This is a genomic window from Pandoraea sp. PE-S2R-1 (genome assembly GCF_002179865.1).
Taxonomy (GTDB): Bacteria; Pseudomonadota; Gammaproteobacteria; order Burkholderiales; family Burkholderiaceae; genus Pandoraea.
The window spans coordinates 165,599-184,131 of record NZ_NGUR01000007.1 but is presented as its reverse complement, the minus strand read 5'-3'; the positions used below and the strand labels follow the sequence as shown (position 1 = coordinate 184,131).

At 64.4% G+C, this 18,533-nt stretch carries 15 protein-coding genes and 1 tRNA gene; 8 read left to right on the top strand and 8 right to left on the bottom strand.

Going from position 1 to position 18,533, the window contains the following annotated elements; all coding sequences use genetic code 11:
* Positions 1 to 89 precede the first annotated feature (89 nt).
* Positions 90 to 2,393 carry a 5-methyltetrahydropteroyltriglutamate--homocysteine S-methyltransferase gene (metE, locus tag CDV44_RS03510; RefSeq protein ID WP_087686688.1) on the bottom strand — a complete coding sequence of 768 codons (2,304 nt, stop codon included), beginning with the start codon at positions 2,391 to 2,393 and terminating at the stop codon, positions 90 to 92.
* A gap of 128 nt (positions 2,394 to 2,521) precedes the next feature.
* Here metE and CDV44_RS03505 point away from each other — a divergent pair, with 128 nt between their 5' ends.
* Positions 2,522 to 3,445, top strand: coding sequence for a LysR family transcriptional regulator (locus CDV44_RS03505; RefSeq protein WP_087686687.1), 924 nt, complete (start codon positions 2,522 to 2,524; stop codon positions 3,443 to 3,445).
* 11 nt (positions 3,446 to 3,456) lie between these two features.
* Here CDV44_RS03505 and CDV44_RS03500 read toward each other — a convergent pair whose 3' ends face one another.
* The 4 genes from CDV44_RS03500 to CDV44_RS03485 form a co-directional block, all read right to left on the bottom strand.
* Positions 3,457 to 4,050, bottom strand: a complete 594-nt coding sequence (locus CDV44_RS03500; RefSeq protein ID WP_087686686.1) for a bifunctional 2-polyprenyl-6-hydroxyphenol methylase/3-demethylubiquinol 3-O-methyltransferase UbiG — start codon at positions 4,048 to 4,050, stop codon at positions 3,457 to 3,459.
* A 26-nt stretch (positions 4,051 to 4,076) separates the two neighbouring features.
* Positions 4,077 to 5,501: an MFS transporter gene (locus CDV44_RS03495; RefSeq protein ID WP_087686685.1), complete on the bottom strand. Its 1,425-nt coding sequence runs from the start codon at positions 5,499 to 5,501 to the stop codon at positions 4,077 to 4,079.
* Positions 5,502 to 5,699: 198 nt separating this feature from the next.
* Entirely contained in the window at positions 5,700 to 7,682 is a 1,983-nt protein-coding gene (locus tag CDV44_RS03490) for an aconitase family protein (protein ID WP_087686684.1), read from the bottom strand.
* Between the two features lie 180 nt (positions 7,683 to 7,862).
* Positions 7,863 to 8,789, bottom strand: a complete 927-nt coding sequence (locus CDV44_RS03485; RefSeq protein ID WP_087686683.1) for a LysR family transcriptional regulator — start codon at positions 8,787 to 8,789, stop codon at positions 7,863 to 7,865.
* Positions 8,790 to 8,924: 135 nt separating this feature from the next.
* Between CDV44_RS03485 and CDV44_RS03480 the strand changes: the two genes are divergently transcribed.
* The 3 genes from CDV44_RS03480 to CDV44_RS03470 all read left to right on the top strand — a co-directional run bounded on the left by CDV44_RS03480 (position 8,925) and on the right by CDV44_RS03470 (position 11,602).
* On the top strand, positions 8,925 to 10,208 hold the full coding sequence (locus CDV44_RS03480; RefSeq protein WP_058377817.1) for an aspartate carbamoyltransferase: 1,284 nt from the start codon (positions 8,925 to 8,927) through the stop codon (positions 10,206 to 10,208).
* Positions 10,209 to 10,314: 106 nt separating this feature from the next.
* A complete protein-coding gene (locus CDV44_RS03475) occupies positions 10,315 to 11,328 on the top strand; it encodes a class 1 fructose-bisphosphatase (protein ID WP_087686682.1) in 1,014 nt (337 codons plus the stop codon).
* Positions 11,329 to 11,526: 198 nt separating this feature from the next.
* Positions 11,527 to 11,602 (top strand) — tRNA-Thr (locus CDV44_RS03470).
* Between the two features lie 139 nt (positions 11,603 to 11,741).
* Here CDV44_RS03470 and CDV44_RS03465 read toward each other — a convergent pair.
* Entirely contained in the window at positions 11,742 to 12,419 is a 678-nt protein-coding gene (locus CDV44_RS03465; RefSeq protein WP_087686681.1) for a DUF1415 domain-containing protein, read from the bottom strand.
* Positions 12,420 to 12,556: 137 nt separating this feature from the next.
* Here CDV44_RS03465 and CDV44_RS03460 point away from each other — a divergent pair, with 137 nt between their 5' ends.
* Positions 12,557 to 13,819, top strand: coding sequence for a hypothetical protein (locus CDV44_RS03460; protein ID WP_141118662.1), 1,263 nt, complete (start codon positions 12,557 to 12,559; stop codon positions 13,817 to 13,819).
* Between the two features lie 51 nt (positions 13,820 to 13,870).
* Here the strand turns inward: CDV44_RS03460 and CDV44_RS03455 are convergent, their stop codons facing one another.
* On the bottom strand, positions 13,871 to 14,509 hold the full coding sequence (locus CDV44_RS03455) for a TetR/AcrR family transcriptional regulator (RefSeq protein ID WP_087686679.1): 639 nt from the start codon (positions 14,507 to 14,509) through the stop codon (positions 13,871 to 13,873).
* A gap of 84 nt (positions 14,510 to 14,593) precedes the next feature.
* Between CDV44_RS03455 and CDV44_RS03450 the strand changes: the two genes are divergently transcribed.
* From CDV44_RS03450 to CDV44_RS03440, 3 genes are all read left to right on the top strand, one after another.
* The gene (locus tag CDV44_RS03450; protein WP_087686678.1) at positions 14,594 to 15,625 is read left to right on the top strand and encodes an NADP-dependent oxidoreductase; all 1,032 of its coding nucleotides are present in this window, start codon (positions 14,594 to 14,596) and stop codon (positions 15,623 to 15,625) included.
* Positions 15,626 to 15,692: 67 nt separating this feature from the next.
* Complete coding sequence (locus CDV44_RS03445; RefSeq protein WP_170935839.1) at positions 15,693 to 16,322, top strand: flavodoxin family protein; 630 nt, start codon at positions 15,693 to 15,695, stop codon at positions 16,320 to 16,322.
* 178 nt (positions 16,323 to 16,500) lie between these two features.
* Complete coding sequence (locus tag CDV44_RS03440) at positions 16,501 to 17,700, top strand: globin domain-containing protein (protein WP_087686677.1); 1,200 nt, start codon at positions 16,501 to 16,503, stop codon at positions 17,698 to 17,700.
* A 2-nt stretch (positions 17,701 to 17,702) separates the two neighbouring features.
* Here CDV44_RS03440 and CDV44_RS03435 read toward each other — a convergent pair whose 3' ends face one another.
* Positions 17,703 to 18,530, bottom strand: coding sequence for a phosphodiesterase (locus CDV44_RS03435; protein WP_087686676.1), 828 nt, complete (start codon positions 18,528 to 18,530; stop codon positions 17,703 to 17,705).
* Between the last annotated feature and the right edge of the window lie 3 nt (positions 18,531 to 18,533).

Genomic DNA, 18,533 nt, shown 5'->3' with positions numbered 1-18,533 from the left:
CAGTAAAGAAAAAGGCGATGCGAGAAATACGCATCGCCTTTTTTCATGACCGGGGCCTTTGAGCCGAATCAGCCAAATCAGCCGACGAATCAGGCCGCCTGTGCCGTTGCCGTCAGCCCCAACCGTTCCCGCACCGCTTTTGCCGCCGCCACGAGATTCGTCAATGCGCCGTCGAGTTGCGCCCAGTCACGCGTCTTCAGACCGCAGTCCGGATTGACCCACAATCGCTCGGCCGGAATACGCGCCAGGGCAGCTTCGATCAGGCGCTCCACCTCCGCCTGCGACGGCACGCGCGGCGAGTGATTGTCGTACACGCCCGGGCCGATCTCGTTCGGGTACTCGAACGCTTCGAAGGCACCCAGCAGTTCCATCGCCGAGCGCGCCGCTTCAATCGAGATCACGTCGGCATCGAGCGCGGCAATCGACGGCAGAATGTCCTGAAATTCCGAATAGCACATGTGCGTGTGAATCTGCGTGTCATCTGCCACGCCCGACGAGCACACACGGAACGCCCGCACAGCCCACGCCAGATACGCCGGCCAGTCGTTCGCGTGCAGCGGCAGCCCTTCGCGCAGCGCCGGCTCGTCGATCTGAATCACGCGCACACCGGCCTTTTCCAGCGCCGCCACTTCTTCGCGCAACGCCAGCGCGATCTGCAAAGCCGTCAGTTCGCGCGACTGATCATCGCGAACGAACGACCATTGCAGCATCGTCACCGGGCCGGTCAGCATGCCCTTGACGGGCTTGTCGGTCAGCTTCTGCGCATAGGCGCTCCACGTCACCGTCATCGGCTCGGGCAGATACACATCGCCGTAGATCACCGGCGGCTTCACGCATCGCGAGCCGTAGCTCTGCACCCAGCCGTGTTCGGTGATCACGAAACCCCAGAGCAGATCGCCGAAATACTCGACCATGTCGTTGCGCTCGGCTTCGCCATGCGTCAGCACATCGAGGCCGTAGGCTTCCTGCTTTTCAATCGCCAGACGAATCTGCGCGCGCATCGTTTCCAGATAATCCAGATGCGTCATCGCGCGGCGCTTGAAGTCGGCGCGGGCACTGCGAATGGCGGGCGTCTGCGGGAACGACCCGATCGTTGTCGTCGGCAACACCGGCAGCTTGAGCCATGCCTGTTGCGCCTCGGCACGCACCGGATAGGCCGAAGCACGGCGCGCGTCGGCATCGGTCAGCGCCGCCAGCCGCTTTTGCACCACGCTGTTGTGAATTCGCGGCGAGGTGCGGCGCTCTGCCTGAGCCGTGCCATCAGCGACAAACGCGGCACGCACATCGGCCGACGCAAACTCGCCAGGGTCGAGCGAACGGCGCAGCAACGCGACTTCGCCCAGCTTCTGCACGGCGAACGCCAACCACTTGCGGACTTCCTTATCCAGACCCACTTCGCTCGCCAGATCGACCGGGCAGTGCATGAGCGAGCAGCTCGACGCCACCCACAAGCGCTCGCCCAGTTGCTCGGCGAGCGGCATCAGCATTGCCCGTGCGCGCGCCAGATCGCAGCGCCAGACATTGCGGCCATCGACGACGCCTGCCGACAGCACTTTGTCTGCCGGCCAGCACGCGGCGAATGCGGCCAGTTGTTGCGGGGCGCGCACCCCATCGAGATGCACGCCAGCCACGGGCAACGACGCGAGCAGCGCCGCATGCTCGCTGACATCGCCGAAGTAGGTCGTGAGCAGCAGCGACGGCGCCACGTCGGCGAGTTCGGCATAGGCAGGTGCGAACGCATCGCGCCAGCGCACCGGCAAGTCGAGCGTGAAAATCGGCTCGTCGATCTGCACCCACGTCACCCCCTGCGCCTTCAGGCGCGAGAGCACCCGCACGTATTGCGTGATCAGGTCAGGCAGCAGCGTCAGACGATCCTCCAGCCCGCCCTTCTCTTTGCCTAGGAACAGCAGCGAGAGCGGACCGAGCAGCACCGGTTTGACGTTGGTGCCCTCGATCAGCGCCTCGGCCACTTCTTCGAACAGCCAGTCGACGCCCTTGCCGAAGCGCGTCTGCGACGAATACTCGGGCACGAGGTAGTGGTAGTTCGTATCGAACCACTTCGTCATTTCCATCGCGCTGTGTTGCGCGTTGCCGCGCGCGGCGGTGAAGTAGTCGCTCAGCGTGAGCGCCTCGGGCTTGGCACCGAAACGCCCCGGCAGACCGCCGACGAGCGCCAGCGCGGAGAGCACCTGGTCGTACCAATGAAAGTCGCCGACGGTAATCCAGTCGAGACCGGCGGCACGCTGGGCAGCGCGGTTGGCCGCGCGAACACTGCGCCCGGTGGCCTGCAACGCCATGATCTCCATGTCGCCGCGCCAAAACGCCTCCTGAGCGAATTTGAGTTCACGTTGCGCGCCAATGCGCGGCAGTCCGAGTACGTGGGCTTGGGCCATGAGCGTTGTCTTCCCGATTGCTGATGTTGTGCGAAACCGGCGGGTAAGCCCCGCCCAGAATGGCAGTATCCCGGGCGCTCATGTATTATTCAAACGAAAGTTTTTGCCGATTAACATTAATTTCATTCATGCAGCGAACTCCCATCGAACTTCGGCACCTCCAGACGCTGCTGGCGTTGCGCGATACCGGCAGTGTGTCGCGCGCGGCGCTGTGGCTGCATCTGACGCAATCGGCGCTCTCGCATCAGATCAAGGCATTGGAAGACTTCTACGGGCTGCCGTTGTTCGTGCGCAAGTCATCCCCGCTGGTCTTTACGCCAGCCGGCAAACGCTTGTTGGCGTTGGCAGAACAGGTGGTGCCTGCTGTCGACGAGGCCGGGCGCGATCTCACACGGCTCGCACAGGGCACGCAGGGCACGCTGCGCATCGCGGTGGAGTGCCACACCTGCTTCGACTGGCTGATGCCCGCCATGGACGCGTTTCGCGTGCGCTGGCCGGAAGTCGAACTGGATATCGTGTCGGGCTTTCATGCCGACCCGATTGGTCTGCTGCATCAGGACCGTGCCGATCTGGCGATCATCTCGGAGCATGAGGAGGGCGAAGCGGTGGATTTCCACCCGCTGTTCCGCTTCCAGATGATGGCGTTGATGGCCAACGATCACCCGCTGGCCGCGAAGACGCACCTCGATGCGGAGGACTTTCGCGACGAGACGCTGATCACCTACCCGGTGCCGGACGACATGCTCGACATCGTGCGTCAGGTGCTGCGCCCGGCGGGCATCGAGCCCACGCGCCGTACCACCGAGCTGACGGTGGCGATTCTGCAATTGGTGGCGAGCCGGCGCGGGCTGGCGGCCCTGCCGTTGTGGGCCGTCACCGCCTATCTGGAACGGCGCTATGTGAGCGCACGGCCGATCACGCCGAAGGGGCTGACGTCGGAGTTGTGGGCGGCGACGCTACCGGCGATTACGGCGCGTCCGTATATTGGGGAATTCGTCTCGCTGATGCGCGAGACGAGCCTGCTCTCGTTGCCGGAAATCGAACTGCTGTAGCGAGAGCGATGTCAGGCGGGCCGGCGCACGATCAGGCGGCAGACGCGCTTGCCCGAGCTCGCGCTCGTCACGTCTTCTTCATGCAGCACGACGCCCTCGTGCAACGCGGCACGCACGACATCCGGGGCAAACGCGCTATAGAGGCGACCGTCTTCATGACGCTGGTCCGTGCCCTCGGTCACGCGCCACGACACGTAGAGCACGCCACCGGGGCGCACCAGCGTCCAGAGCCGGTCGGCCGCAGCAGGCACGTCGGCCGCACTCAGATGCATGAGCACCGTCTCACAGACCACGTTGTCGAAGGTCTCCGTCACGTTCTCGAGTTGCGGCAGCTTGCCCACATGGAACGACACCCACGGAAACGTCTTGCGCGCGAGTTCGACCAGCGCGGGCGAGTTGTCGTAACCCACTACGTCGAATCCCGCCTGCGCCAGCCACGCCGCATCGCGGCCATTGCCGCAGCCCACATCGACCGTGCGGCCGCCCGGCACGAAGTGCCACACCAGCAGCGCATACATATCGTCCGGCGGCGGCTGGTTGAGCCAGTCTTCGCTGTAACGCACGGCATTGGCCTCGTAGGCCGCTTCGGTTTGCAGATCCGCCATAATCTCGTCCTCCAGTCTCCGCCTTTTTACTGCGAAATCTTCTCCAGCGCCACGTCACGCGTGCGCGGTCCCATCAGGCCGATCGACAGCATGACCACGAGCATCGCCAGCGAGATGAACACGAACACGCCGGTCACGCCGAAATTGCGCAACACCGACGCGATCAGGAACGCCGTGAAGATGGCCGAGAAACGGCTCCACGAGTACACGAAACCGACCGCGCGGGCGCGAATGCCCGTGGGGAACAGTTCCGTCTGATAAGCGTGATAGCTGTACGACATGATGTTGTTGGCGAGCGTGAGACCGATGCCCATTGCGATCAGCAGGAACGACGACGTCACCTGCGAGAACACCAGCCCGCACACGATGCCGATACCGGCGGTCCACACGATGGCGTGCTTGCGCTCGACCTTGTCAGCCATCCACAGGCCGATCAGCGGTCCGATGGGCGCGGCCAGCGCAATCACGCTCGAATAGCCGAGGCTCGTGGTCACGGTGACGCCTTGCTTGATGAGCAGCGTCGGCACCCAGTTGGCGAAACCGTAGAAGCCCACCGTCTGGAAGATGTTGAACAGAATCATCATGATGGCGCGCTTGCGGTACGGCGGCACCCACATGTCGCGGAACGCCCCCTTGGGCACGACCGGCTCAGGCACGCCGGGCGGCGGCAGCGGCTTGCCGTACTCGGCGGCAACCTTCGCTTCGAGCGCACTCAGCACGCGATCGGCTTCCTCCAGACGCCCTTTCTGCGCCAGCCAGCGCGGGCTCTCGGGCAATGCGCGGCGAATCCACCAGACGAACACGGCACCGTGCGCGCCGATGAGCACCACCCAGCGCCAGCCTTCCAGACCGAGGAATTCGCGCGGCACCAGCCAGTAAGCGAGAAACGCCACGACCGGCACGGCGGTAAAGCCCACCGCCTGTTCGCATGCGAACGCGCGCCCGCGAATCTGCTTGGGCACCAACTCGGCGATGTACGTGCCGATGGTGACCAGCTCGACGCCAATGCCGAGCCCGACGATAAAGCGCCAGAAGTTCACGCCCGTGGACGTCTCCTGAAACGCCATGATGACGTTGGCGACCGTGTACCAGAGCAGTGAACCGGTGAAGACCGCCCGCCGTCCGAAACGGTCCGCGAGGAAGCCGCAGGCGATGGTGCCGATGAACAGGCCCGAGAACAATGCGGCGATGAAACTCGCAACGCCGGTGGTGCCGAACAAGCCCGGCGTGGTCGGCGTCAGGATGCCGCTCTTGACCAGCCCCGGCGCGATATAACCGGTGTAGAGCAGATCGTAGAGTTCGAAGAAGAACCCGAGACTCAGCAGCACCACTAGTTTCCACACGGTGCGCGTGGGCGGCAGGCGATCGAGGCGGGCGGAAATCTCACCGGCAGTGAGCGTTGAGGCCGCGCGCGCAGGGGCGGCGGCAGAGGTGGCAGGCGAGGAAGGCATCGAAACTTGGGGGGATGGCATGAAAGTCGTCTCCGGGCCTGTCCGGTCATGGCCGAACAGCTTTTTGTCGACGCGTCGCCCAGTGGCATCCCATGCAAATCAACATGTGACTACGTGAGCGTTGCGTCGCGATACACCATGAATCAACAGGCGCGAGGCCGAAATTCTGCCACGAATGATGTCGCGCCGGTCACCGATTTATGTCGCGCGTTGAAGTTCTTCAAAGCTTGCAATACGCCCGGCCAATGCACTCGCCGCCACCGTATAGGGGCTCGCCAGCCACACGCTGCCCGGCCCCGAACGGCCGGGAAAATTGCGGTTGATGGCGCTGATGGTGACCTGCTCGCGCGTGGTCGACTGCCCCGGCCCGCAGTTCGCGCAAGCGCCGCAACCGGGCATGATGAGCGTGGCGCCCACGGCTTCGAACGTCGTCAGATAGCCACGCGACTCGCAGTACGCGCGCACGTCCATCGTGCCGAATTGCAGAAACAGCGCGCGCCCCGGTGCCACGCGCATGCCATGCGCCAGTCCCCACGCGAGCACGTCGTGATAGGCATCGAAGTCGTCGCGCTTGCCCGCCGTGCACGAGCCGCCATACGCGATGTCGATCGACACGGGCGCTTCCAGTGCGCTCAACGCCACGCCATTGCCCGGGTCGCCGGGGCGCGCGAGCATCGGCGTGAGCGACGTCGCGTCGATACGGATCACGTCGCGATACACCGCGTCGGCATCACTCGTCATCCACGGCTCGACGGTGAAATCCACGCCTCGGCGCGTCTTGAGGAAGGCGACCGTCTTCTCGTCGGGCGCGACGATGCCGGTGAATCCACCCAGCTCCGCCACCATGTTGGTCAGCGTCGCGCGCTCGTCGATGGACATCGCGCGCACCGCGCTGCCGCCGTACTCGAACACCAGTCCGATCGCGCCGCCACCGCGAATCGCGTCGAGCCGCAGCAGATGCAGCACCACGTCCTTCGCAGTCACGCCCGGCGACAACGCGCCGTCGATTTCGATACGCAGCGTCTCGGGCACCTTGCAACGCACGTAGCCCGTCGTCCAGCTGTTCGCGATGTCCGTCGCCCCCGCCCCGAAAGCGAGGCAACCCAGCGCACCGGCGTGGGGCGTATGCGAATCGGTGCCGATCACGATCTGCCCCGGCAGCGCGTAACGCTCCGCCATGAGCGCGTGGCAGATACCGTCGGCGCCAGCGTCTCCTGAAGCGCCCCCGGCATCGGTCAGTTCTCCATGCGCGAGCACGGGATACCGCGCCACAAACTCGCGGTGACCGCTCGTCAGGTTCGCCACTCCGGGGAGCAAGCCCTGCGTGACGTGCGGATGACTCTGCGCGGCCAGCACGAGGTGATCCTGAAACGCGATGATGCGTGCCGGGTCGTGCAACGGCGCGGGCTCACCAAACGCCCGATGCATCAGGTGCGCGCACATTCCCGTGAAGTAATCGTGCGAGAACCGCCAGTCGACCGCGACGAACACGCCGTCGCCACGCGCGGCCCCCGGGGTGGCCGGATGCAGGCGGCGCGCAATGATCTTTTCGACGAGCGTGCGCGGCGGCGCATCGGCCGCGGATGCCGTCGAGGCATTGGCGCCATCGACACCACCGGACACCGGCACGGGCCATTCGGCAAATTTGCTGTAGGCGAGCAGGCCCCCGCTGCGGATGATCTGCTGCGTGAGAGCGTCGCGGCCCTTGAGAAATTCGGTGATGGGAATGGCTTCGCCCGCGAGAATGCGATCGAGCACGCCGAAGTCGGTCGTCGTCAGAATGCCGATGTTGTCGCAGTTCTGCTGATAGATGCGCTCGAAGCTCTCGGCCACGATGAGCCGGATGCCGGCGGACAATTCCGCGAGCGGGCTCGATTCGCGCGACGAGCCCTTGCCGTAGCGCTTGCCGGCAACAGTCACCTGAAAGCCGCCGCGGCGAATGTCGTGCTCGCCGATGGGGAGTTCGTTTCCCGCTTTGAAACCGACGTAAGGGTAGCGGCCAAGGCGCTCGTCGTAAGTGAGCATGACCGTGACGGGCGTGATCTCGTCGGTCGAGACATTCTCACGCAAGGTGCCGGCCTCGGCGCGGGTGACGGTCTCGCCCGCGATCTGCCGGCGCACGATGGCCGGGTCGTCGGACAAGAACAGAATGCGGCCGTCAAAACGAATGATGTCTTCCATGCAGCGATTACCTCCGAAAGACAGCATAGCGGCGGCCTTTGGGGCCTGCCGTGCCGTCTTGGCAATCCCGGCATGACGGTTTGCGAAGGCCTGCCCCCTCGCCTATCACCTGTTACACCCCGCCCGTTGCGCCTGTTGCTCCTCTTGCTCCTCTTGCTCCTCTTGCTCCTATTACGCCTGTTACACCGGCTCGCCCTGCTGCCCTTGCCCCTGCGCGAGGAAGTTCACCACGGCGGAAGCGGTCGCACTGAGTTGTTCGCGCGACGGGAACACCATCCACAGTTGGCGATGGGCCCACTCGTCGGTGAGCGGACGCACCACCACGTCGAGCTTGCCCACATACAACTGGCCGACCTGCTCGGGCGCGATGGCGATGCCCAGCCCGGCGTGTGCCATGCGGCAAAGCGCATCCAGACTCGACACCCGGATCTTGATGCGCAGCGACGCGCCCGCCGCACTCGCCTGCTGGCGCAGCAACTGAGTAAGAGCGCTATTGCCTTGCAGGCCGACGAGCGTTTCGTTCACGCAGGCCGAAAACGCAATCTCGCCCGTGCGGGCGGCGAGCGGATGGCCCACCGGCAGAATCACCGCCAACCGGTCGCGGCGGTACGGCACCATCGTGAAGGCTTCGATCCCGGCCACGGCGTTGCAGATGCCCACGTCCACGGCGCGCTCGCCGACGCGTTGCAGCACTTCATTGCTGTGCTGTTCATCGAGTTCGACGTCGACCGCCGAGAACACGCGGCCGAATGCAGCAAGGTCTTCGGGCAGAAACTGCACGATGGCCGACAAGTTGGCGGCAATGCGCACGCTGCCGCGCGCGCCTTCATGGAACTGCGACAGCTCCGCACCGAGGGATTCGATGGTGCCGAGAATGCGCTCGGCGTAGCGGCGCACGGTTTCGCCCACCGGGGTGACGGTAATGCCGCGCTGGTGACGTTGGATCAGAGGCAGGCCGACGATGGCCTCGATATCGGCAATACGCCGGCTGATGGCCGACGGCGCGATGAATTCGCGCTCGGCCGCGCGTGCCATGCTCCGCTCCTGGCAGACGGCCACGAAAAGGCGCAAAGAAGTGAGGTCGAGCTTGCGGAGAAGGTTTTCCATACCTGTGCGGCAATACGCCGGAAATGCCGGAAACGCCCGGCTGGCGCGGCCCCACAAGGGGCACGTCTTTTGCTGGACAAACAACGAATCGACGCCTATTATACGCATCGCGTACACAGCCCTGCCGACCCGACCATGAGTGCACAGCAGACTTTCCTGCGCGACGCGATGCGTCGCCTGAACATGACCCGCGACACCTTCGCCGAGCGTATCGGCGTTCGCCGGCGCGCCCTCGACACCTGGCTGCTCCCCGAAGATTCCAGCGAATATCGCACGATGCCGAGCATCGTCGAGAAATTCGTCGGCGAAATCCTCGGCCGTGAAGCGCCGTCTGCGGAATCTACGCAAAGCGCACACAAGCCGCTGCGTGAACGCATGGGTCTCGACGGCAAGCCGCATCTGATCTCCGTCGACCAGTTCTCGCGCGATTCGCTCGAAGAGCTGTTCCACGTCGCCGACATCATGCAACCGATTGCCCGCCGCCAGAAGATCTCGCGCGTGCTCGAAGGTGCAGTGCTCGGCAACCTGTTCTTCGAAGCCAGTACCCGCACCCGTGTGAGCTTCGGCTCGGCGTTCTGCCGTCTCGGCGGCTCGGTGTGCGACACCACCGGCTTCACGTTCTCGTCGATGGCCAAGGGCGAGTCGATTTACGACACGAGCCGCGTGATGAGCGGCTACGTCGACGCGCTGGTCGTGCGTCACCCGGAAAAGGGTTCGGTCGCCGAGTTTGCGCGCGCCACCAATATTCCGGTGATCAACGGCGGCGACGGTCCCGGCGAACACCCGAGTCAGGCCATTCTCGATCTGTATACCATCGGCCGCGAATTCTCGCGTCTGGGCAAGCTGGTCGACGGCGCTCATGTGGCGATGGTCGGCGACCTGCGCTACGGCCGCACGGTGCACTCGCTGATCAAGCTGCTCGCGCTGTACCGCGGCCTGAAGTTCACGCTGATTTCGCCGCCGTCGCTCGAAATGCCGACGTACATTCTCGATCAGATTTCGCAGAACGGCCACGTCATCGTGCAGAGCAACTCGCTCGCCGATCTGGCCGGTGCGGATGTGGTCTACGCGACGCGCATTCAGAAAGAGCGCTTTGCCGACGAAGCCATCGAAGGCTACACGCCGGACTTCCAGATCAACGAAGCGCTCATCAACACGTACTGCGACAGCCGCACGATCATCATGCACCCGCTGCCGCGCGACAGCCGCCCGGGCGCCAATGATCTGTCGACCGACCTGAATCACGACCCGCGTCTGGCGATCTTCCGTCAGACCGACAACGGCATTCCGGTGCGCATGGCGATCTTCGCGATTCTGCTCGGCGTGGACAAGCAAGTGCAGCACAGCATGCGCGACGCCACGTGGCGTTCGCCCTCGCATGTCGGCCCGGACGACGCCCTGTTCGACGGACTCGACTGATCCTTCAGTGCCCCGCCCCGCGTTTTTTCGCCGGGGCGGCGGGTCTTTGCGGGTAAAATTGCGTCCGTCGCGAAATACGAACGCTTTTTTGCTTTTGGAGGCCCCTATGCGCCGCAAGACCCTCACCCAATATCTCATCGAACAGCAGCGGGAATACAGCAACATTCCCGCCGAGCTGCGTCTGTTGATCGAAGTCGTTGCGCGCGCGTGCAAGTCGATCAGCCACGCCGTGTCCAAGGGCGCCCTCGGTGGCGTGCTGGGCAGCGCCGGCAGTGAAAACGTGCAAGGCGAAGTCCAGAAGAAGCTCGACGTGATCTCCAACGAGATCATGCTCGAAGCCAATGAATGGGGCGGCCATCTCGCGGCCATGGCGTCGGAAGAGATGGAAGACGTCTTCCACATCCCCAACCGTTACCCGCAAGGCGAATACCTGCTGATGTTCGATCCGCTCGACGGCTCGTCGAACATCGACGTGAACGTGTCGATCGGCACGATCTTCTCGGTGCTGCGTTGCCCGGAAGGCGTGACGGACCCGACCGAACAGGACTTCCTGCAACCGGGCACGCAACAGGTCGCCGCCGGTTATGCCGTGTATGGCCCGCAGACCGTGCTGGTGCTGACCACGGGTCATGGCGTGAACTGCTTCACGCTCGATCGTGAAATGGGCTCGTGGGTGCTCACGCAAGAAGGCATGCGTATTCCGGAAGACACCAAGGAATTCGCCATCAACATGTCGAACGAGCGCCACTGGTACCCGCCGGTGCAGCGTTACATCGGCGAGTTGCTGGAAGGCAAGGAAGGCACGCGCGGCAAGGACTTCAACATGCGCTGGATCGCCTCGATGGTGGCCGACGTGCATCGCATCCTGACGCGCGGCGGCGTGTTCATGTATCCGGCCGACAAGCGTGATCCGGACAAGCCGGGCAAGCTGCGCATCATGTATGAAGCCAACCCGATGAGCTTCCTCGTCGAGCAGGCGGGCGGTGCCGCGACCAATGGCGTGCAGCGCATTCTCGATATTCAGCCGCAGAAACTGCACGAGCGCGTGGCGGTGTTCCTCGGTTCGAAGAACGAAGTCGAGCGCGTGACCGGCTATCACCACGAGGCCGACAAGAAGTAAGTGCGGAAGGCAGTGAGGTCGATGGCTGTCGTCATTGCGAGGTTGGCGCAGTACGCGCAAAAAATTTTCGCGATGACGAAGCGCAGGAATTCTGTAATTTCAAGGATTTACGCGGCGCGCACGCGCTGACGACAAAAAATCTCTGAAAAAAGGCGTGACAATCGCGGAAAACCTGCTAATATCTCACTTCTTCGCAGCGCCGGAGTAGCTCAGTCGGTAGAGCAGCTCATTCGTAATGAGAAGGTCGGGGGTTCGATTCCTCTCTCCGGCACCAGCGACTTCTTCAGTCCCTGGTCATGCAAGCAGAAGGTAGTACGTAGTCAACAAGAAAGCCGCTCGATTCCGTCGCGCGGCTTTTTTGTTTTTGGCGCGCGCCGAAAACCCCAACTGTCTTGGTGGGGTTCCTGCCTCAATTACTTCCCATCCCCTGCCGGCTTGTTCGCCTCCGCATCGGCATCGCCCATCGCGTTGTCATTCGCCCCGTCTTCGTCTTCCGCAGGCTCCGCCATCCACGCGTGGTAACCCGCTACACCCATCTTGCGCAGCAACGATTCGTTGCGTCCGAAGATCTCCTCCGCATCCGGAAACGCCTCGACCGCGCGGTCGATGCTCGCCTCGCGCAGCAGATGCAAAATCGGGTACGGCGAGCGGTTGGTGTAGTTCTCCGCGTCGTCCGGGCCGGTGCCTTCGAACTGATAGTCCGGGTGAAAACTCGCTACCTGCAATTCGCCCTCGAAGCGCAACTGCTTGAGCATGCGCTCCGCGAAGAACAACGCGTCGTTGTACTCGTGAAAATCGAGCAGCGCATCGGGCAGGATCAGCAGCGTGGTGTCGACGGCTTCCGGGTCGGCTTCGGCCAACCACTGCAATTCGCGCTCAAGGTCGAGCAGTGCGCCCTCCATGTCGTGCGCATCGCTCACGACATAGCGGATCTGACGCTTCACATGCACGGCCTTGGCAAACGGGCAAAGATTCAGGCCGATGACGGCGCGCGTGAGCCAGTGACGTGTGGCGGCAATCACCGCGGCGGTCGCTTCGGTTTGGGGTTCTGTTTCGGGCGACGTGGCACCGAGGTCGTTCGAATCGGACATGGGCAAGCTACTGGAAAAAAGCATCATGGCGACGCATGAGCGCGACGCATCAAGGCGACATTGTAAGCGCGTCACGGATCGCACAGAGTCCGCAACGCCACCGCAGGAAACGACAGCCGCGACGCCGGTGCGCTCGCATGATGCCGCTCTCCCTCACCGCATCCATGCCACCTCACGCCGCCATGCCTCGCACCCATCCGCTCATGCCCCCGGTTTCACCCGCTGTGCCACCCGCTGCGCCACTCACCGTGTCCCCTCAAGCCGCGCCCGCCACCACCGCCGCAGGATCCAACGCCCACCTCGCGGCGTTAGCAAGACAACCCTTGGCGCACGTACTTTCCGAGTCCCGGGAAGGCCGCATCCGTGCATCATTGCTCACCAGCATTCTCTCGTGCGCCGGGTGTGCTGCCGCCGATGAACTGCTCGCGCTCTGCGCCTTTGCAAGCCGCGAAGGACAGACAAATCGCGTCGACACGGCGAAACTGCGCACGGCCGTGATCTCGCTACTCACGAGGCCCGCGACGGCCCGCACATTCGAACAACTGCGCGACACCGGCATGTTCTGCACTGCCGCCCTGCATGACTGGCCCAGTCGCGACAACCTCGACCTGCTGTTTTCGGACGAAGGACTGCTGCTCTGGCTCAGGTACGGCGCAACCCCGGACGGCTACCAACGGCTGTTCGTCGATCACTTGAGCCAACAGTTGCACTCACAGGTCTTACCGGAACCCCATCCCCTGAATCTCGGCCAGGCGTTGCGGGTCCTGGTCGCCGTCGGACGCGACACCGTCGTCGATGTCCCGGATCCGTACCGCATGGGGCACAGCCTGCCCCCGCTCTCGCATCTGTGCGCCACGCACGCGCCTGACTGGCTGCCATTCTTGCTGGACATCAGCCCGTGCGCCAGTCAGTGCGACTCGAGTGGCCGCCCCCTGCTCCACACCGCGCTCGCCTCCGCGACACGCGCTGCTCGCGCTGCCGGCGCGACGTCTCTCGAGATGAACCGCACACTGCAAGAACGCATCGGGCTGTTGACCGAACACGGTGCCGATCTGTGCGTCGTGGATCTGAACGGCATGCCACTCGCCGCAGGTCTTGTCGTCGACGGTTATATCGATGCCGCGCGCGTGGTACTCCAGTTCGGCGCACCGCCCCAGGCGACGGACCGGGAAATGAACTCGGTGCTGCATCACCTCGCCCGGACCCTACGCCCCGAATCCACGCAATACAGCGCGGCGATCATTGCGATCGTAGCGGCACTGGCCGCCGGCGCCGATGTCCTGCGCGTCAACGCCAGAGGGGAAACGGCCATCGACCTGCTCCCTGAATTTCAGCGCACGCATTTCATCTTCCTCGCGTCGCACTATGCACGTTGGACAGATGCCGGTAACCGCGGCTGACCGGCGGCCCGATATCCGGCTTGCCCGGTGCGTATCGCCATCGCTTGTGCGTCAGCCCCTGAGCGCGAGTCCACCGTGGCGCTCGCGCAGATAAGCGCCCACAAAACCGTTGAGTTCCCGGCGCACCTCGGGCGAACCGAGTTCACCGCGCGATACCGCCGCATGCACGACCCCTTCGACTGCGGCGGCAAGCACTCTCGCCGCAACGGCGTCGCGCGGCTCGCACGCCGCCTGCCCGTCCGGCACGATCAGCGCCTGATAGCGGCGCAGATACTCCGCATCGAAGGCCTGCGTACGCGTCGAAAGCGGCACCTCCTCAAGCAGCACGTGATGCATACGCTGGTCACCGGCGTGAATCCGGATGACGCCGTCGATCAGATCGGCAACGCGCGTGTCGAGGCGCGTCGGCACATGCGGCGCGTCCGGATCGGGCAGAACAGCGAGTACGGCGTCGAGATGACGCTCCCGAATCGCCTCGGCCAGCGCCAGCTTGTCGGGGAAGTATTGATACAACGAGCCGATGCTCGCACCGGCGACGCTGGCGACTTCGTTGGTATTGAATTTGGCCCAGCCGCGCGCACCGAGAACGCGAGCCGCCGCTTCGATAATCGCATCGACCGTCGCCCGCGAACGCTGCTGTCGCGGGACTCTGCGGGCGGCGACCGGCCCTGAGGAAAGGCGAGTAGGCATGGCGGGGGTTCCACGCAAAAATTGCAATATACCTGCGTCGATTCCCGAGCGCATGTTGCCCCTGCTTTCGCTACGGATTTTGCTATGCCAGCCCTGCCCCGCATCACCCGGCACGTCACGCTCACTGCCCACCCCGAGGGCACGCTGACCTCGTCATCCTTCGCACTCACCGACGTGCCCCTGCCCTCGTTGGCACCGCACGAGGTGCTGGTGCGCAACCGATGGTTTCGCGTCTCGATCTCCACCCGGCTGATGGCCAGCCGCGAGGCCACCGCCATCAAGGGCATCCCGTTTCCCACACTCAAACCCGGCGACTCACTCGCCGACGGCGCCATCGGTGAAGTGATCGCCGCCACGCCCGAATCCGGCTTGGCGCCGGGCATGATCGTCTCGCATCGGCTCGGCTGGCGTGAGCACGCCGTGGTCGACGCGCGGCACTGCAAACGGCTGCCCAGCGGGCCACTCGATCCCGCCGCCTATCTCGGCCATGGCTGGACGGCCTACGCCGCGCTTACACGGGGCATCACGGTGAAACGTGGCGACACCGCGCTGGTTTCCAGCGGCGCCGGTGCCATCGGCTCGATGGCCGGTCAGATCGCCCGCCGTCTCGGCGCGGCACGCGTCATCGGCAGCACCGGCAGTGCCGACAAAGCCGGCTGGATGACACAGGCCCTAGGCTACGACGCCGTGATCGTGCGCAACGGCAAACCCTTCGCGACGCAACTGGCCGACGCCGCGCCCGACGGCATCGATGTCTTCGTCGATATGGTCGGGGGCGAACAATTGACCGCCGCCGTTGCGCAAGCCCGCGAAGGGGCCCGCTTCGCGATTCTGGGCGCACTCGGCGCGGAGTTGCACGCGAACCACTCCACCTCGGTGGCACCGACCGAAATCGACGCCTTCCAGTTGCCGATCAAAGGCATCACGCTGCGCGGCTACAGCGCGGACGACGACGAGGACGTCTTCGACGAATGGATAAAGCGTCAGAACGCATGGCGGCTCGACGGCAGTTTTCACCTGCCGTGCACGATGTTCCACGGTCTGGAGAACGCACCACTCGCCTTGCAGGAAGCCTGCGCGGGCAAGCTCAAAGGCGTGGTGCTGGTCGAGTTGTGAGCAAGCCCCTTTGAGCTACGACCTATACCCCATCCCCCTCTCATCCCCTGAACGAATGGAGTCAAGCATGTTGAGTACAAACGTCGCGATCGTGTTTCACAGTCGCTATGGCCACACGTCGCGACAAGCCGCCGCCGTCAAGGAAGGTGTCGAACGCGCCGACGGTGCGAGCGCCCTCCTGATTCCCTGCGAAACTGCGCCGTCGCGCTGGGACGATCTGGAACAGGCCGACGCCATCATCTTCGGCGCGCCCACCTTCATGGGCGGCACGTCGGCGGAATTCAGAGTGTTTGCCGAAGCCACGTCGAACATCGTCATGACGAAGGGCTACGTGTGGCAGGACAAGATCGCCGCGGGCTTTACCAACTCCGGCGCACACGCCGGTGACAAACTCGCCACCCTCATCCAGATGGCGCTCTTTGCCGCGCAGCACGGCATGCATTGGGTGAACCTAGGCCTGCCGCCCGCGAACAACTCCACGCAGGGCTCGGCGAACGATCTCAACCGCCTCGGCTTCTGGCTGGGTGCGGCGGCCCAATCGAACACCGATCAGGGCCCCGATCTGGCACCGCCCGAAGCGGACCTGGCCACAGCGCGTCATCTCGGCGAGCGCGTCGCCCAGACAGCACTTCAGTTCGCACGCGGACGTATCGCCCAACACGTGCAGGGGCTGTCTGCTGCGTCGGCGCTCGCCTGACGCTTCACATCTGCCAAGGGAAAGCGCGCCCAAGCCCTCGCCGCTGAGATGCGGCATTTGGGCGCACCCTTAAAGATGCATTTTATTTACATCTTATAATCACTCCGTGGTGCGCGACGTCCGAGAGCCCTCAGCGTCGCGCCCGAAACAGAACTCATAACACTTCGGAGTGTGCCCCATGCTTTCCGCTGCTTCCCGCCCGTATATCGACGCCAGCGTCCCGGTGCTGCGCGACCACGGACTCGCCATCACGCGACATTTCTACGCCAGCATGTTCGAGGCACATCCCGAACTGCGCGATCTCTTCAACATGGGGAATCAGGCGAGCGGCGCGCAACAGCAATCGCTCGCGTCTGCGGTGTTTGCCTACGCGGCCAACATCGACAACGCTGCCGCGCTGGCGCCCGTGATGGAGCGCATCGTTCACAAGCACGTCTCGGTCGGCATCACGCCCGCGCATTACCCCATCGTTGGCCGCTATCTGCTGGCCGCCATCAAGGACGTACTGGGCGACGCCGCGACGCCTGAGTTGATCGCCGCGTGGGACGAAGCGTACTGGCTGCTGGCGGGGGAATTGATCGCAGCGGAGGCGCGCCTATCGGAGCGCACGCAGGCACCGCTGGGCGCACTGCGCGAGCTGGTCGTGACCGACGTCGATCGCGAGACCGAGCACATCGTTTCGTACTATCTGCAAACACCGGAAGGGACGTCGCCGGGCGAGTTCGTGCCGGGACAATATGTGAGCGTGGCCGTCACGCTGCCGGACGGCCTGCATCAGCGCCGCCAGTACAGCCTGTCGGATACGCCCACCGCGCCGCACTGGCGCATTACCGTCAAGCGCGAAGATGCGTCGAACGGCAAACCGGCCGGACAAGTTTCGAACTGGCTGCACGCCAATCTGAAGGCAGGCGATCGCATTCAGGTGAGCCCGGCGTATGGCGAATTCACGACGACGCTGGACGCCGCCCATCCGCTGGTGCTGTTGAGTGCCGGCGTCGGTATCACGCCGATGATGTCGATGCTCGCCACGCTGGCGGCCAACGGCTCGCGCCGCGAGATCGTGTTTGCTCACGCGGCACGTAACACTGCCCACGTGGCACTGCGTCGTCAATGGCTGCACGCCGGTACGCAATTGCCGCATCTGCGCGTCGCCACGTTCTTCGAGACGCCGCTGGCGAGTGAGCGCGAAGGCACTGACTACACCTTCGCCGGGCGCATGGACGTAACCCGGCTGCCGCTGCCCGAGGGCGCCGACTACCTGCTGTGCGGCCCCACCCCGTTCATGCAGACGCAATGGCGTGCGCTGCGCGATCAGGGCGTGCCTGCCGAGCGCATCCATCGCGAAGTGTTCGGTCCGGAAGCGCTCGATCTGGGCTGATCTCAGTCGATCAGTTTGCCCGCCGCGTCGTAGAACGGGTGCGTGCCACCGGCATCGTCCACGAAGCCAAGGTGCGACACGAGCCCGCTTTGCGGCGTGTACCGGTGCAACTGGAACGCAGGCGGGTCGAGCACCCACGCAGACGGACCGCCCTCGCGCAGGTCGAGGGCGACCTGATGCGCGGGCGACGGGCACACGCTGGCGATGGTGCCGGCAAAGCGCGTGTGAATCGGACGATGCACGTGGCCGCAGATGAGTCGTTCCACGTTATCGAAGCGGCGCACGACAGCGGCCAGCTTGGCAGCATCGCCCGCGTCCAGCGCCTGCACGTCCATATGCTCGATGCCGCAAGCGAATGGCGGATGATGCATGGCGATGACCGTCGGCGTCGCCGTATCGGCGGCCAGCGTCGCTTCGAGCCAGTCGAGCCGCTCGTCGCACAGTCGGCCGCCACCATTAGGCGGGTCTTGCGTGTCGAGCGCCATCAGCCGCAGCGGCCCAAACATCGCGGTGTACTGCACGAACGCGCCCGGCTTGCCGAGATACGTGTGCTCCGGAAACACCTCACGCAACGCGTCGCGGCCGTCGTGATTGCCGATGACGAGGTAGTACGGCATTGCCAGCGGCGTTAGCAGACGGCGCAGGTGTTCGTATTCTTCGCGAGCGCCGAAGTCGACCAGATCGCCCGTGAGCACCACGAAGTCGGGGCGCGGCACGAGCGCATTCAGGCGCGCCACACAGCGCTCGAGATAGGCGGCGGTATCCACACGCCGATAGGCCAGTTTGCCGGGCCGTTTGATGTGAAGGTCGCTGATTTGCGCGAACAGCATGAG

Bases quoted from the DNA above. Each gene is read 5' to 3' on its own strand.
- CDV44_RS03465 (WP_087686681.1), bottom strand. From the start codon at position 12,419: ATGTCCGATTCGAACGACCTCGGTGCCACGTCGCCCGAAACAGAACCC.
- CDV44_RS03500 (WP_087686686.1), bottom strand. From the start codon at position 4,050: ATGGCGGATCTGCAAACCGAAGCGGCCTACGAGGCCAATGCCGTGCGT.
- CDV44_RS03450 (WP_087686678.1), top strand. From the start codon at position 14,594: ATGCCAGCCCTGCCCCGCATCACCCGGCACGTCACGCTCACTGCCCAC.
- CDV44_RS03505 (WP_087686687.1), top strand. From the start codon at position 2,522: ATGCAGCGAACTCCCATCGAACTTCGGCACCTCCAGACGCTGCTGGCG.
- CDV44_RS03485 (WP_087686683.1), bottom strand. From the start codon at position 8,789: ATGGAAAACCTTCTCCGCAAGCTCGACCTCACTTCTTTGCGCCTTTTC.
- CDV44_RS03440 (WP_087686677.1), top strand. From the start codon at position 16,501: ATGCTTTCCGCTGCTTCCCGCCCGTATATCGACGCCAGCGTCCCGGTG.
- CDV44_RS03460 (WP_141118662.1), top strand. From the start codon at position 12,557: ATGATGCCGCTCTCCCTCACCGCATCCATGCCACCTCACGCCGCCATG.
- CDV44_RS03480 (WP_058377817.1), top strand. From the start codon at position 8,925: ATGAGTGCACAGCAGACTTTCCTGCGCGACGCGATGCGTCGCCTGAAC.
- metE (WP_087686688.1), bottom strand. From the start codon at position 2,393: ATGGCCCAAGCCCACGTACTCGGACTGCCGCGCATTGGCGCGCAACGT.
- CDV44_RS03435 (WP_087686676.1), bottom strand. From the start codon at position 18,530: ATGCTGTTCGCGCAAATCAGCGACCTTCACATCAAACGGCCCGGCAAA.
- CDV44_RS03445 (WP_170935839.1), top strand. From the start codon at position 15,693: ATGTTGAGTACAAACGTCGCGATCGTGTTTCACAGTCGCTATGGCCAC.
- CDV44_RS03455 (WP_087686679.1), bottom strand. From the start codon at position 14,509: ATGCCTACTCGCCTTTCCTCAGGGCCGGTCGCCGCCCGCAGAGTCCCG.
- CDV44_RS03490 (WP_087686684.1), bottom strand. From the start codon at position 7,682: ATGGAAGACATCATTCGTTTTGACGGCCGCATTCTGTTCTTGTCCGAC.
- CDV44_RS03475 (WP_087686682.1), top strand. From the start codon at position 10,315: ATGCGCCGCAAGACCCTCACCCAATATCTCATCGAACAGCAGCGGGAA.
- CDV44_RS03495 (WP_087686685.1), bottom strand. From the start codon at position 5,501: ATGCCTTCCTCGCCTGCCACCTCTGCCGCCGCCCCTGCGCGCGCGGCC.